The sequence below is a fragment of the Chryseobacterium sp. genome (assembly GCF_029240215.1).
Taxonomy (GTDB): domain Bacteria; phylum Bacteroidota; class Bacteroidia; order Flavobacteriales; family Weeksellaceae; genus Chryseobacterium.
The window spans coordinates 231,821-246,328 of record NZ_JARBTK010000003.1; the positions used below are offsets into that span (position 1 = coordinate 231,821).

Consider the following 14,508-nt stretch of genomic DNA (forward strand, 5'->3'; position numbering starts at 1 on the left):
CTCACTAATATTTCTATATTATCTGCCACGAATGCACGAATATTTTTATAAGCATACACTTTATATTTGTGCATTCGTGGCATTGCATTCTATTTTAAAACTGTAGCACTCATCATTCCAATCACGACATCATTGCTCACGGCTGTGAGTTTTATCGACTTTAATTCTTTATTCGCGTCAATCGGCAAGTCCAGAATTGTTGCTGAGCCACCATCAACCTGACGGTCTGTAAATCCTTTGATGCTTGAATATTTGCTCAAATTTCCGCCTTTATACAATTCCCCGGTTTTTAATTTCACACGATACGGAATTTTATCATCCGGAATTTCAAAAGCAAAATTATCATCAAATAAATCCTGCTCAATCGGCCACCAATTAGTTGGGTTTTTCAGTTCTAATTCGGTTATCGAACCATCTGCATATTGAACAGTAATTTTTCCGTTAGCGATTTGCGACTGCATCGGATTTGTAGAACCAGCCATCAGAAAGTAGATTTTCTTTCCTTTCCCTGAAATCGGAATTTCAAGAGAATCGGAATAATTATCCCACTGACTGACGAAGGCGATATTTTTATCGGCTTTATTAATTAAAAATGGAATTCCAAGAAAATCTACTTTGCCATTTTTTCTTTTATTCATCAATCCGCTGTCATCAATTTGAGCGGTAATCAAAGGATAACACCAGTTTCCGATTCCCTGCCAAGGGAGCTGTAGAGTAGGGACTTTCAATCTTGGAGAAAGATATTTTTGGTTAAAAATCTCAGTTACTTTTTCATTATATTTTGAAGCTAATGAAATAGTGTTGAACTGACCTTGATTTTCAATTTCCCAATCCGTGATTTCAATATTTTGTTTGATTCCGTTGTATTCAAGTTCAATAGAATTGGTTCCTTTACTTAAATAATTTTCAGGAATTTCAATCGCTGTACCTTGATTTTTTTGAATCGAAAAAGTTTTGTTTAAACCATTAACAGTCAGTTTTCCATTAATGGGATTGGATGATTTCGACTGAATCTGTAGCTGTTTATTGACCCATTTTGTCTCCAAAGGAAAACGAATGTCCACATTTACAGGTTGCCACCAAGTTGTTTCGTTTTGCTCGAACTGAATAAAGAAAGTTCCTTTTCTCTCCTGCGGCTTAAGTTCAAACTTGTGGTTGACCACCCCGTCTTCGCCCTTCGGTCGAATCCACCCCTCCGGAGGAGGGGAATTTTTAATCAAACCTTGTGGGTCGTAGATGTTTTTGATTTTCTTTTTTGAATCAAAATTTAACTGAAGACTTTCCGATATATAATTAACGTAGTCGGTTTGTTCGTTTTTTAATTTTTCTCCTGAATAATTGATTTCAATTTTAAAATCTTTTCCCTTCGGCGTTTCAAACTGAACAATTGGCTGTAAAATAGAATTCGGTTTAATTTTCCAATCCACATTTTTTCCATTCACTTTCACCGATTTGATGTTGGAATAATTTACAGGAATCTGCATTTCCACTGCCACCGGATTTTGATATTTTGATTTAAATAAATACTCGGTCTTTTTCGAAGTTCTGGTAAACTGATAATCCCAATCCGGAAGTTTCAATTCTGCAGAATTCCAGTCTTTTGGGAAACCAGGTTTGATGCTGATTTTATTCTCCAGTAAATTCGGATAAACTCCGAAAAGTCCTTCCGTCAAAGTTCTTGAAGCTACGCCAATCGGGTCAGCGAAATCACGGTACAATTCTCCACGAAATGCATCGTAATGAGAAAGCTGTTCAAAATTCCCCGGACTTATGCCGTAATACATCGACTCCACCAAGTTTCCCTTCCAAAGTTGGTACGCATCCTCAGTTCTTCCGGCTTGCCAATAGGCCAAAGCGGTCTGTAAATTTTCCGCTAAAGCCACATTGTTAATCGACCAATCGTAAGGTTGCCAGTTGGTGGTTGATAATGTGTAATAATCTTTATTTTGTGCACCTTTCACCGTCACCGGAATTTTAGGCATATAATTAGTAATGTACTGTAAGTTTTGATAATCCTCAAATTCATTCAGAATAAACGCATCGGAAACGTGATAAATCGACCATATTCCCGGTTTGTCGTGAACGATTTGATTACCTAAAGCATCTTTATATTCAGAAAAATAGCCTTTGTTTTTTATCCAAAGTTCATTTTTCATTGCCTTTAAAATCGCATCAGCTTCCTGTTCGTAAGGTTGAGGATTTTCGCCAATGATTTTCGCGAGTTTCGCCATTTCACGATTGGCTCTGTAATTATAGGCCGAAGTGTGCGTCACTTTTCCACCCGAATATTGAAGTGCATCACTCGCCCAAATCGCTGCATACGCATCATACAAATCGCCACGTTTGAAATTCCGCTTTTCCCAATCCATATGACGAACCATCGTTGGCCACATTTTTTTCAGAAATTCTTTGTCGCCGGTATAATTGAAATGCGAAAACATCTGATCAAAAAATACCAGATTCATATCGTAATGATGCGGTTTTGTATTGTCATTTGGATTTCTGGAAATGTATCCGCTAGAAAAAACCGAAGTTCCCATTTTCTCCTCGTGACGGGCAAGATGACGCATCGTATCCATTTCTACAGGCGCAGAATCGGGTTTCAAAACCTGCGAATTGGCATAACTTTCAAAATGTTCTTTCGCCCGGTCGTGCCAACTCAAAGCATCGGCTGTGTAAGCTCCTCTCCAGGCATTCAGTCGCATTCTCCAGGCAACTGCACCGTGAAGGAAAGTCGGACTTTCCCAAATTCCATCGGCTGCAACTGCCAAATTAGCTCCGAAATTATTTAAATCTGCATCGGGAGTTTTTAACTGAATTCTATTGGTTAATGTTAAACGGGATTTTTCAGCTTCATTAAATATATTCTTTAAATCTTCGTCCGAATAGTTTTTATCTGATTTCCCTTTCGCAACCTGAATAAAAATTGGTTGCTTTTGTGAAGAATAGGAAGCGTAAACAATCGGGTATTTTTCGTTTTTATTTTGAGTAAACTCAGAAAGTTTTTCTAAAGTTTTTGCATCGGTCAATTGAAGAGAATTAATATTTGAAAAACTTCCGTTAACGGTTTGAGTTTCTTTTTTCCTGTTTAAATAATTTAATTGAAAATGATTTTTACTAATTTTATATTCATTAATCAGACAATATTCAGGCAACAGATAAAATCCGGATTCTGGGTCTGCGCCGATGTCGCCGTTTCTGCTGAAAGTCGTTCCGCTCGCACCGCCAAAAATTGCAAAGATTTTTGTTGAAGAATCTACATTTACAGTTTCCATTTTTAAAACCAAACCCTCTTCTTTAGCCTGTGCTAAAACAGTCAGTTTCAAAGTTCCGCTTCCTAAAATCGGGTCTTTGATTTCATACAACATCGAACCAGGTCGGTAACGGGTTTCAATTTTATCAGCCTGAATTAATTTTTTAATTGAATTACCCTTTTGAATGACAAACTGAAGATTGCCACCCATTCCCGGAAGATAGAGTGCAAATTCCGGCAAATCTCCTGCTTCAACCCTCGAAGCTCGATTATCTCCGTACAACGCACGGTTGAATCTGTACTTTCCGTTGACCAATAAAAAATCGCCTTTGTCTTCTTTGTAATGCAGTTCACGCTCGTTATTCTGCCAATGTTTCGATTGGGCAAAAGAATGGGAGAGTGCCGACAAAACTAGCAGTCCGGCGAAAATGGTTTTTCTTCGCATTTTATGGTTTTAACTCAGTTAAAGGCTGTCCGTTAACGGTTACATTTTTTAAAGTCACATTTTTCAAATAATCCACTTTGTAAGGGATCTGAACGCCGGTCATTTTTGCATTAATCATCGTGAAATCTGTCACAGGAGAAGATTCGTAAGCGTCAGAAAATACAGCATATTTTCCGCCTTTGTCAACCGTTAAATTTTCAACCCAGATATTTCTGATGGTCGGAATGTGATTTCCCGGCTTTTCATAATGCATATTGAAACGAACTGCCGCTTCTTTGTAGGCGCCAACTTTTGTGTTGTAGAAAAATACATTTTCGATAATGCCACCACGGCTTGAGCTGGTTTTGATTCTTAAAGCTCGGTCAAGATTTTTACTATCCATCACGTTTCCGATAGCGTAAATGTTTTTTGCACCGCCTGCAATTTCACTTCCGATTACCACACCGCCGTGACCGTCTTTCATTTCGCAATTTTCGATAATGTGGTTTTCGGCTGGTCTTCCGATGTCTCTTCCGTCCTCGTCTCTTCCTGATTTTATTGCGATACAGTCGTCTCCGGTATCAAAATAAGAATCTTTAATCCATACATTTTTACAGGCTTCAGGGTCGAATCCGTCGTTATTTGGTCCGTGGCTAATGACTTTTACTCTTTCAATTAAAACATTTTCACAAAGCACAGGATTCAAATTCCACATCGGAGAATTTTTCACCAAAACATCCGCCATATAAAAGTTTTTAGACTTATAGGGCTGTACGAAATTGGGTCTCAAATACCATCCGTTACCAAAAATTCTTTCTCTAGCCGGTTTTCTCTGAGCCATATATTCGTGAAGTTTCGCGCGGGCAGGATTTTGTCTTCCCGGACGAGTTTCATTATAGCCATATTTTGTTGCACCACACCAGAACCACCAGTTATCATTATCCGAATTTCCGTCTAAAGTTCCTTTTCCGGTAATGGCGATATTTTCTTCTTCATAAGCATAGATTAGAGATGAATAATTCATACATTCCATTCCTTCCCAACGTGTGAAAACAATAGGGTAGTCGTTGCTGTCCTGGCTGAATAAAATGGTTGAACCGTCACTTAAATGAAGATTGACATTAGATTTTAAATAAATTGCTCCAGTAAGAAAAACACCGTTTGGTACGACAACTCTTCCGCCGCCTTCTGCATTGCATTTTTCGATTGCTTTTTTGAAAGCTTCTGTATTTTTTGTTTTTCCGTCACCCACAGCTCCAAAATCGGTAATTAGGTAATCAACTTTTCTGAATTCCGGTTTTTTGATTTGCTTTTTTAAGGCTTTGATTTCTTTTAAAGGTTGTGCTGAAGAAGTCCACGGTTTATATTGAGCGAAAATTGAGATCGGTAGCAGGAATATAAAAAGGAATAACACGTATTTTTTCATAATGTCAGAACTTTGTTTAGTTTAAGAAAATCATATTTTAAATATTTTCTTTATTAATCGCAATCTAAAATAATTGTAAATAAAAATTATCCTGCACTGTCTGTTTTCTGAATTAAGTTGCGGTCAATTTGATTAAGAGTGGTCGATTTCATCATTTCAAAGGTAAGGATTATCAGTTTTTTAGAAGAAAACTGAAAGATGGAAGGCGAATTTTCTTATCTGAAAAGCCAGTGGCCAAAGATAAGTCTTAGAGATTATTTCTTACCTTTATAGATTAATTATGCTTATTAAGCAACATTAAAATCGAAATGATTAAAAATATATCATATGAACGATCGTACAAAATCATTTGATTTTGAAAAAGATATTGAGCAGGTGAATCAGATTCCTGCTGTGGCAAATATTCTTGAGGTAATCTGCAGTACAACAGGAATGGGATATGCTGTTGTTGCAAGGGTTACAAAAGACCGTTGGATCGCATGTGCAGTTAATGATAAAATTAATTTCGGACTTGGAGTCGGTGGTGAACTGAAAGTAGAAACTACGCTGTGCAATCAGGTAATGGAATTAGAAAAAACAATTGCTATAGATCATGCGGATAAAGATCCTGTTTATTCCGGTCACCACACACCTGAAATGTACGGTCTTCAGAGTTATATTTCAATTCCTTTGATCTTAAAAAACGGAGATTTCTTCGGAACTTTATGTGCAATTGATCCTAAACCTGCATTGGTGAACAATGAAAAGACGATCAATATGTTCAAACTTTTTGCAGAACTGATCGCATTTCATCTGGATTCTCTTCAAAATCTTAGCGAAACGCAGGCTCAGTTACAGGAAGAGCAGGAAAATGGAGAAATAAGAGAGCAGTTTATTGCTATTTTGGGCCATGACTTGCGTAATCCTGTTAATGCAATTTCCAATGCTGCTCAGCTTTTATTGCGAAGTTCTTTGGATGAGAGAAATCAGAGATTGGCAAAAGTCATTCAGGATTCTACCAATCGTACGAAAGGGTTGATTGATAATATGCTTGATTTTGCAAGAGGCCGTCTTGGTGGAGGCATCAAGCTGAATTATGAAAACAGCAAAAATCTTGAAGAAACTCTTCATCAGGTTATTGCAGAACTCAATATGGCATATCCTGACAGACTTATTCAGACAGATTTCAATTTGAAAGATGAAGTAAAAGGAGACAACAAACGTATTGCGCAGCTATTTTCTAATCTTTTGGGTAACGCAATCACGCACGGTGAAAAGGAATCACCAATCATTGTGACTGCAACAACAGAATCAGATAATTTTGAACTCCGTGTGATCAATAAAGGAAATAAAATATCGGAAGAGACAGAAAAACATCTCTTCAAACCATTCTCAAGAGGAAAAGTACATCACGGTCAGGAAGGATTAGGATTAGGACTTTACATTGCCAGTGAAATAGCAAATGCTCACAATGGCAGAATTTTAGTTGATTCTACTGATGAAGAAACTTGTTTCAGATTTCAGATCTCTTCATGATTTTATCATAATAAATTGAATTCAAATCTCTGGGTTTAATAATTTAAAGACTTTGCATCAACGATACAAAGTCTTTTTTGTTTGAGGTTAACGATCAGTTATTGCAAAATAAATGACATACAACCATCCCAAAATACCGTGAATGATTGCCCATAATAAAGATTTATTTCTGTCCCAGGAAGTTACCACCGCAATCACAGAACCGAGACTGATTCCTGTTTGTGTAACAGTATTTGTGACTTTGTTGGCAGTTTCCGGACCTGAAGTGCTTTGGGCAGCAATGATAGAAACTGCAAGTAATACGAATGTGAAGGTGAGAATTTTTTTAGTCATGAATTGTTAAGGTTGATTTGTATTTTATTTATTGAAATAATTGATTCCGAATATTCCTTTATTGGTTTGAATTGAAATAGTATCAGCTTTTTTAAGTTTAAAGAAATCATTATTTCTAAAGTATTTCAGATAATCTTTTTCGTCAAAATAATCTCTATGATCAACAATATTATATGCTAACAAATAGTGTTTTTTATCAATACTTAACACTTCATATTTTGCAATTTCTGTTGAAGAATGATGTTGTCTGTTGATAAATAATAGTACAGAAAGAAATAGAGATTTGGAAATAAAAGTCATTAAAAAAGAGATAAAAATTGTGTAGACTAATAGATTGATAAAGTCGGTTTTTTTGTATTTTCTTACGATACCGATAATCATTATGATCAAAAATAAAAAAACGCTTATAGCAATGGCAAAGTAAGGATATGTGTTTTCGGTAAAACGATCGATCTCTTCCTGCAAATAATATTCTTTCTGTCTAGGTACAAATATAAAAGTCATCAAGGCAAAACAAATGATAAAAATAATCATGGTTTTGTGTTTCTTTATTAATTCAATCATGCTTTTTTTATAGTTTTCAGCAAAAATAAATAAATGAAAATTATGGTCAACCTATTTATTTTAAATCTCAAATTTAAGTTTAAATCACTCTTAAATTGAATTATTTCTTTGGTTTTGTACAATTGAAACTCAAAATTCTGACTTTTGTGTTAAATAATTCACATTTTGCTATAAATTTTTTCCCCAATGTTAGGCTGGAAACATCTGAAAACATATATTTGCAGCCTAAATTTTATAGACATGAAAGAACTTATTGAAAAAATCAACGCAGAATTCGAAGCGTTTGCAACTGAAGCAAACCAACAATCAGAGAAAGGAAACAAAGCAGCGGGTACAAGAGCTCGTAAGTCAGCTTTGGAATTGAGCAAATTGTTCAAAGAATTCAGAAAGGTTTCTGTAGAAGAATCTAAAAAATAAGACAGACTCAGCCGGCTTACTAAAGCCGGTTTTTTTACGCCTTATTTCGAGAGGGCTTTTTCTTTAATACAACTAATTCTTTCATAAGTGGAAAGAATTTTTTTGTTAAAATATTTGAAGATTCCCATTGTTATTCCCAAATTTTAAAGCTTTTAGTTAAATATTGATAATTTATTATTAAATAACTCATTTCGTATTGAATTGTATCTGATTTGAAATATATATTTGTCTTATTAATAAACATGATAACAAATTTATATGAAACGAATTTTTATTTTATTTTCTGTTGTTTCGACACTTCTCTCAGCACAGAAAATACAGGTTATTGATGCTGAAAATAACAAGCCCATTGGAAATGCCCGAATTATTCTTGACAATAGAGTAGTTTATACTAATGATGACGGTTTTGCACCTGTAGAATCTACAGAGAAAAATCTTGAGGTTTCTGCGACTGGCTTCACTAAACAAAACCTTAATACATTTACCGCCTTAGTAAAATTAAAACCGAGTTTTAAAGATATTGAAGAGGTAAAGATGGTGAATGTTGATATTAAGACGATCTTTGAAGATATCTTTAAAAATTACTATAAAAGATACTTTGACGATCCATCACTTTACGATATTACCTTAAAGCAGCGGGCTTTTGATAATGATAAATTGCACTTTATGGTGATTGCTGAAGCTAAACTGTGGAGCAAAAGCAATACTTACAACTTCAAAGATGGCTTCAGGAAAAACTATGATGATATTCTGCAGATTCAGCTGAATAATGTCAAATATTTAAAAAATATAAAATCAGACAGTATTTTCAGCCAAAAAACGGATGAGTTCTCCCATGAGATCGTTGGGAATTTCTTTTTTAATTTTGAAATCTACCGCACTTTATTGAATTTGAGAAATAAAACGACCAAGTTTTCCGGTAACTTGATTTCTGATGATGGTGAAGAGCAAATCATTAGCTGTAAAATAAAATCAAACTATGGCATTAATATCAGCGGAGAAATTAAGTACAATAAAAAAGATAAAGTAATTACAAGTTATGAATTCACTTACTTACAGGGTGATTTTCCGACACAAAAGAAAGTAACTACCGATGGAAAAGAGTTTAGCAGAAAACTCGGTAATGCAACGATAAAATTTGAATTTTACAAAAAAGATGGTGTATATCTACCTTCGCTAAATAGTTTGAATACGGATAATTTTGTTATTTTCTATGAAGACCAAGTTCATACGAAAAAAGCCAGCCGGGAAATTGTCTATAATAGTTTTTCAAAGTCTGATAAAAAAGGTTTAGAATCTAAAATTGATTTCAATAAAAGCATATGGGAAAATATTCCTGTAAAAGAAGATAAAGAAACTACAATTTTACTTTCAAAAGAAGAACAGGAATTTATCAATCAGAAATAACAGACTATGAAAAAAATCGTTTTATCAGCATTTATTCTAGCTTCATTTGCATCAAATGCACAGACTCACCGTTTTATTTATGATGTAGAATACAAGAAAGATTCTACACAGAATATCACCACCAAAGAAAATTATCATCTTGATATCGAACCGAAACAAATAAAATATTATCCGCGAGATTTTTTTGTTGGAGATTCTTTGGTTGCCCATAATCTTGCGATTCCAAATGGAGCAAATTTTAATACCTCAAACATTCTCACTCACAAATCAGGAACTGACGATTATGAATATTATGATGTTTTAGAAAATATTATTTTAAAACTTCCATCAAAAAATAAACAGAATTGGAAACTGACGGATGAGAAAAAGAAAGTGAAAGACCTTAATCTTCAGAAAGCCACCACAACTTGGGGCGGAAGAAACTGGGTTGCATGGTTTACTTCTGATATTCCCTTTCAGGAAGGTCCTTACAAGTTTCATGGTCTTCCGGGACTGATTTTCGAGCTTTATGATGATCAAAATAATTACAAATTTGAGCTGGTGAAAACTCAGAAACTGACAAAACCTTATGTCAACCAATACATCAGTTACATGATTGAGCAAAGTGTTCCGGTAAATGAAGAAAAATATACAGCCACAAAACTGAAATACTACGATTCTCCGATCAACACATTGAGAAACAATAGTGGCTCAACAAAAACCAATGAAGAATTCTACCTCAACGACGGTACAAAGGTCGGAGAAAATAATTCCCGTGAAGTAAATGAGCGTTTGAGAGAATCAGTCAGAAAATATAATAATCCGATTGAGTTGGATAAAGCGATAAAATATCTTTTGTAGTTTTTTAGGTTTAAATAAAAAAGTTTCTCGTAAATTTCCATCAAGATTATTAATATCTTAATTAATAGAACTGAGAAGAGATTCTAAAGATGACAGATACAATTTAAATTTAATAAAAAACTAAAAATGAAACTTTTAACCACTATTATTACGGCTTGTTCAGTATTCACAACTAATCACTTTGTTTTTTCGCAAAGCACAAACGAAGCCAAAGCTAAAGAAATCATTGTAAAAGCAGTTGATGCGATGGGAGGAAAAGATCTTTTAAGCAGTATAAAAACTCTTTATTCGAAATCATCTACGGTTATGGATGGTAGAAATGTTAATTATATAACAAAAGAAATGACTCCGAATATGGGTAGTTTTGAAATTGAATATCAAGGCAGAATAGTGTACAGATCATGGTTCGATGGAAAAACCGGCTATGAGACGGTAAACGGCGAAAAGAAAATTGCTGATCAGGAAGAGTTCAAAGATAAGTTGGATAGAAAATACATCATGAATGAATTGGCATATTTGGATCCTTCTTTATATAAAGTTGAGTTTGTAGAAACGGATAAGGAAAATAAGCTGCATAAAATAAAAGCAACCGCTAAAGATGGAAATATTACTAATTTATATTATAATGCTGAAAGCTATTTACTGAACAAAGAGATTCATGAAAATCCTACGAAAGGTTCTTTTTCAACAACACTTTGCACAGAATATAAAAAATTCGGTGATCTTACTTACTGTTCAAAAAATACATTCCGGTCAGAGAATGGCGATCAGGTGGCAACTATAGTTGATTTGTATTACAATAAAGACATCAAAAAATCAGATTTTAAATTTTAATCTGTTTGATTAATTCTAAAAAGGCAGCTATTATTTTAAGCTGCCTTTTTTATTTTAAATATTAGAAGTTTTCAAGAAATAGTATTATGAATCTGAGCATCAAGGAGTTTTCTAATTTCCCATAATTGACTTTCTTTCACAATGTAAGTTTTACAAACTTTGTTATTCATGTGTATTGTGAAATTTGTTTCTGTGTGTTCGATTTTTAAAACTTCGTTTAATGGAGGTATGTAATCGTCAAAGATAAGTTTAAAAGTAGCTAAACATAAAAGATTTCTGCAAAATGATTTTGTTATTTTAGGATAATTTCCGAAATCATCAATAACTTTTATTTTAAATATTTTCTTTCCTAAAGTTGTTCCGAATGTCGATTCTGACAGAGTTCCCAATAAAATGACGGATGAGATAGAATATAGTATGGATAGAAATCCGTGTTGATGAAAAATGAAATAGAAAATTAAAAAGAATGGAAGTAAATCAATCAGTTTGGCAAAAATTCTTTGTTTTTCATTGTTTTTAAAACTTGCGTTGTACGGCAGATCATACTCAAATTCATTATAGATTCTTTTTCCCTCAACATCAAATTGACGAGTTGGGCGATGAATGATCTTCTTGATTTTTAATTCTGATATTTTCAAGTATAATTTTATTAAGCTTAAATATACAAAGAATAATAAAATATAATTCTGATTTAAAAGTTAAATAAAATCAAAGAATCTGTGAAGATCTGTGTGATTTGTTGGCGAAAATTTATCCCGCAGATTTCACAGATCTTCACAGATTCTTTTGTTTTAAAACATTCTGATCAAGCATTTTTCTGAGTTCCCAAACCTGACTTTCTTTTACGATATAAGTTTTGCATAATTTATTATTCATAAACATACTTAGACGTGTTTCAAAAAAAGTCCGCGTTCCAAAAGCAACATCTTTGATGGTTCGTTCCGAGAACGAAGGATAAAAATTTGCCAGACAAAGAAAATTTCTCTTTAAAGATTTTGAGATTTCCGGATAATTTCCATCATCATCTATTACCTTCATTTTAAAAAGTTTCTTACCTAAAGTTGTTCCCCAACGAGTTTCGGTGATACTCCCAAAGATCATAACTAAAGGAATTGTAACAATGAAGGAATAAATTATAGGAAGGTGAAAAATAAAATATAAAACCAAAAAGAGCGGAATCATATCAATAAACTTTGCAACTTGTCTTTTTTGATTGCTTCCATAAAAATCTACTTTGTAAGGTAAATCGTATTCAAGCTCATTATAAATACGCTTACCTTCAAAGTCAAAATTTCGTGTTGCTCTGCGAACTATTTTTCTTTCTTTCAGTTCTGAAATTTTCATGAGTTTTTAATTACAAAATCATACTCAGCTGAATCCTCTTTCTCGCCTCATCAACCTCAGTCACTTTTACCTGAACATGTTGGTGCAGTTTTACCACTTCATTGACATCAGAAACAAAGCCTTCTTTCAATTGAGAAATGTGAACCAATCCGCTTTCTTTAATACCTAAATCTACAAAACATCCGAAAGCCGTGATATTATTGACGATTCCGGGAAGAATCATTCCTGTTTTAAGGTTTTTAATGCTTTTTACATTCGGGTCAAATTCAAAAACTTTGGCAGCTTTTCTTGGGTCTAATCCGGGTTTTTCAAGTTCTTTTAAAATGTCTTTTATGCCTAAAATACCAATGGTTTCGTTGACGTATTTTTCAGGATTTATCTGTGTAATTTTTTCTTTATTGGCAATCAGTTCATCGGTTTTTATTCCTAAATCTTTTGCCATCTTTTCCACAATTCCATACGCTTCGGGATGAACTGCCGAATTGTCTAAAGGATTTTTAGCATTGGTAATTCGGATAAAAGCTGCAGCTTGTTGATACGCTTTTTCTCCTAATCTTGGAACTTTTTTCAATTGTTTTCTGTCTTCAAAAGCACCGTTTTCAGCACGGTAATTCACAATGTTTTCAGCCATTTTCTCGCCGATTCCGGAAACATAACTTAGAAGAGATTTGCTTGCTGTATTTAAATTGATTCCGACAGAATTAACGCATTTCATTACTGTAGAATCCAGTTCGTTTTTCAATTGAGTCTGGTCGACATCGTGCTGATATTGCCCGACACCGATAGATTTGGCATCAATTTTTACCAATTCAGCCAAAGGATCTGCCAATCTTCTTCCAATAGAAACCGCACCACGAACGGTCACATCATAACTTGGAAATTCATCTCTCGCAATTTTACTGGCAGAATACACTGAAGCTCCGGCTTCCGAAACTACAAAAACCTGCAAAGGCTTATCAAAAGCGATTTTTTTAATGAAGAATTCAGTTTCACGACTTGCCGTTCCGTTTCCTATTGATATTGCCTGAATGTTGTATGCATTTACCATCGAACGGATTTTCTTCATCGCCATTCCGCTCTCGTTTTGCGGAGCGTGCGGATAAAGAGTCTCGTTATGAAGTAAGTCTCCCTTTTCGTCGATGCAAACTACTTTACATCCGCTTTTATAACCGGGATCAATCGCTAAGATTCTTTTCTCTCCCAAAGGTGGAGCAAGTAGAAGCTGGCTTAGGTTTTCTGAAAAGATTTCAATCGCTTTTTTATCTGCTTTTTCTTTTGCTTCCTGTAAAGTTTCGTTGGAAATTGCGGGTTCCAGAAGTCTTTTGTAAGAATCTTTGATGGCTAAAGCAATTTGCTCCGAACTTTCATTTCTTGATTTGATTATCGCATTTTCAATAAAATCAATCGCTTCATCTTTATCGATTTCAATATTGGTTTTCACAAAACCTTCAGCTTCAGCTCTCAACATTGCTAAAAGTCGATGAGAAGGAGTTCGGTTGAGGCTTTCTTCCCACTCAAAATATTGTGAGAATTTCTGAGCTCCGTCTTCGTCTTTCTTGGCTTTTACCACTTTTGAAGTGATCATTGCTTTACGCTGAAATAATCGGCGGAGATTTTTGCGGACGTACATATTTTCATTGATCCATTCTGCCATGATGTCTCTCGCGCCTTGCAAAGCTTCCTCTTCCGATGAAACCTGATCGTTGAGGTATTTTGAAGCCAAATGTTGTAAGTCACCAGCTTTTTGGCTCATGATGATTTTAGCTAAAGGTTCTAAACCTTTTTCTTTAGCAGCATCAGCTTTGGTTTTTCTGCGTTTTTTGAAAGGCAGATACAAATCTTCCAATTCCTGAATATCAAAACTTTCTTCTATCCTTTGCTTTAATTCGGATGTTAATGCATTCTGCTCTTCAATTGATTTTAAAATGCTTTCCTTACGTTTTACGATTTCCTCAAATTGTTTATTGAGTTTTGAGATCTGCTCGATCTGTATTTCATCCAGATTTCCAGTTGTATCTTTTCGGTAACGAGAGATAAACGGAATGGTACAATCTTCTGAAAGTAATTTTAAAGTAGCATTAATGCTTTTATCGGATATATTGAGTGTGCTTTTTATAAAATCAGTCGTATTCATGCGGCATTTTTGGAAGT

12 protein-coding genes are annotated in these 14,508 nt (G+C 34.4%); 5 read left to right on the top strand and 7 right to left on the bottom strand.

Going from position 1 to position 14,508, the window contains the following annotated elements; all coding sequences use genetic code 11:
• Positions 1-89: 89 nt before the first annotated feature.
• Both K0R77_RS08270 and K0R77_RS08275 read right to left on the bottom strand, forming a co-directional pair.
• Entirely contained in the window at positions 90-3,698 is a 3,609-nt protein-coding gene (locus tag K0R77_RS08270) for a DUF4450 domain-containing protein (protein WP_300350997.1), read from the bottom strand.
• A gap of 1 nt (position 3,699) precedes the next feature.
• On the bottom strand, positions 3,700-5,103 hold the full coding sequence (locus K0R77_RS08275) for a glycoside hydrolase family 28 protein (RefSeq protein WP_300351000.1): 1,404 nt from the start codon (positions 5,101-5,103) through the stop codon (positions 3,700-3,702).
• Between the two features lie 327 nt (positions 5,104-5,430).
• Here K0R77_RS08275 and K0R77_RS08280 point away from each other — a divergent pair, with 327 nt between their 5' ends.
• Positions 5,431-6,618 carry a GAF domain-containing sensor histidine kinase gene (locus K0R77_RS08280; RefSeq protein WP_300351003.1) on the top strand — a complete coding sequence of 396 codons (1,188 nt, stop codon included), beginning with the start codon at positions 5,431-5,433 and terminating at the stop codon, positions 6,616-6,618.
• An 87-nt stretch (positions 6,619-6,705) separates the two neighbouring features.
• On the opposite strand, the gene K0R77_RS08285 is transcribed toward K0R77_RS08280, so the two are convergent.
• Positions 6,706-6,951: a hypothetical protein gene (locus K0R77_RS08285; protein ID WP_300351005.1), complete on the bottom strand. Its 246-nt coding sequence runs from the start codon at positions 6,949-6,951 to the stop codon at positions 6,706-6,708.
• Positions 6,952-6,975: 24 nt separating this feature from the next.
• Complete coding sequence (locus tag K0R77_RS08290) at positions 6,976-7,515, bottom strand: hypothetical protein (protein WP_300351007.1); 540 nt, start codon at positions 7,513-7,515, stop codon at positions 6,976-6,978.
• A gap of 240 nt (positions 7,516-7,755) precedes the next feature.
• Here K0R77_RS08290 and K0R77_RS08295 point away from each other — a divergent pair, with 240 nt between their 5' ends.
• From K0R77_RS08295 to K0R77_RS08310, 4 genes are all read left to right on the top strand, one after another.
• Positions 7,756-7,932 (top strand): histone H1, encoded by a 177-nt coding sequence (locus tag K0R77_RS08295; protein ID WP_047446385.1) that lies wholly within the window; start codon positions 7,756-7,758, stop codon positions 7,930-7,932.
• A gap of 258 nt (positions 7,933-8,190) precedes the next feature.
• Complete coding sequence (locus K0R77_RS08300; protein ID WP_300351013.1) at positions 8,191-9,339, top strand: carboxypeptidase-like regulatory domain-containing protein; 1,149 nt, start codon at positions 8,191-8,193, stop codon at positions 9,337-9,339.
• 6 nt (positions 9,340-9,345) lie between these two features.
• Positions 9,346-10,179 carry a GLPGLI family protein gene (locus K0R77_RS08305; RefSeq protein ID WP_300351016.1) on the top strand — a complete coding sequence of 278 codons (834 nt, stop codon included), beginning with the start codon at positions 9,346-9,348 and terminating at the stop codon, positions 10,177-10,179.
• Between the two features lie 126 nt (positions 10,180-10,305).
• Positions 10,306-11,013 carry a hypothetical protein gene (locus tag K0R77_RS08310; RefSeq protein ID WP_300351018.1) on the top strand — a complete coding sequence of 236 codons (708 nt, stop codon included), beginning with the start codon at positions 10,306-10,308 and terminating at the stop codon, positions 11,011-11,013.
• A gap of 71 nt (positions 11,014-11,084) precedes the next feature.
• Here K0R77_RS08310 and K0R77_RS08315 read toward each other — a convergent pair whose 3' ends face one another.
• The 3 genes from K0R77_RS08315 to K0R77_RS08325 all read right to left on the bottom strand — a co-directional run bounded on the left by K0R77_RS08315 (position 11,085) and on the right by K0R77_RS08325 (position 14,491).
• Positions 11,085-11,651 (bottom strand): RDD family protein, encoded by a 567-nt coding sequence (locus K0R77_RS08315; protein ID WP_300351021.1) that lies wholly within the window; start codon positions 11,649-11,651, stop codon positions 11,085-11,087.
• Between the two features lie 136 nt (positions 11,652-11,787).
• Positions 11,788-12,357, bottom strand: coding sequence for an RDD family protein (locus K0R77_RS08320; RefSeq protein ID WP_300351024.1), 570 nt, complete (start codon positions 12,355-12,357; stop codon positions 11,788-11,790).
• Positions 12,358-12,367: 10 nt separating this feature from the next.
• On the bottom strand, positions 12,368-14,491 hold the full coding sequence (locus K0R77_RS08325; protein ID WP_300351028.1) for a Tex family protein: 2,124 nt from the start codon (positions 14,489-14,491) through the stop codon (positions 12,368-12,370).
• Positions 14,492-14,508 lie beyond the last annotated feature (17 nt).

What these genes read in the sequence shown, in the direction of transcription:
- K0R77_RS08270 (WP_300350997.1), bottom strand. Translation starts at nt 3,698, where the DNA reads ATGCGAAGAAAAACCATTTTCGCCGGACTGCTAGTTTTGTCGGCACTC.
- K0R77_RS08275 (WP_300351000.1), bottom strand. Translation starts at nt 5,103, where the DNA reads ATGAAAAAATACGTGTTATTCCTTTTTATATTCCTGCTACCGATCTCA.
- K0R77_RS08280 (WP_300351003.1), top strand. Translation starts at nt 5,431, where the DNA reads ATGAACGATCGTACAAAATCATTTGATTTTGAAAAAGATATTGAGCAG.
- K0R77_RS08285 (WP_300351005.1), bottom strand. Translation starts at nt 6,951, where the DNA reads ATGACTAAAAAAATTCTCACCTTCACATTCGTATTACTTGCAGTTTCT.
- K0R77_RS08290 (WP_300351007.1), bottom strand. Translation starts at nt 7,515, where the DNA reads ATGATTGAATTAATAAAGAAACACAAAACCATGATTATTTTTATCATT.
- K0R77_RS08295 (WP_047446385.1), top strand. Translation starts at nt 7,756, where the DNA reads ATGAAAGAACTTATTGAAAAAATCAACGCAGAATTCGAAGCGTTTGCA.
- K0R77_RS08300 (WP_300351013.1), top strand. Translation starts at nt 8,191, where the DNA reads ATGAAACGAATTTTTATTTTATTTTCTGTTGTTTCGACACTTCTCTCA.
- K0R77_RS08305 (WP_300351016.1), top strand. Translation starts at nt 9,346, where the DNA reads ATGAAAAAAATCGTTTTATCAGCATTTATTCTAGCTTCATTTGCATCA.
- K0R77_RS08310 (WP_300351018.1), top strand. Translation starts at nt 10,306, where the DNA reads ATGAAACTTTTAACCACTATTATTACGGCTTGTTCAGTATTCACAACT.
- K0R77_RS08320 (WP_300351024.1), bottom strand. Translation starts at nt 12,357, where the DNA reads ATGAAAATTTCAGAACTGAAAGAAAGAAAAATAGTTCGCAGAGCAACA.
- K0R77_RS08325 (WP_300351028.1), bottom strand. Translation starts at nt 14,491, where the DNA reads ATGAATACGACTGATTTTATAAAAAGCACACTCAATATATCCGATAAA.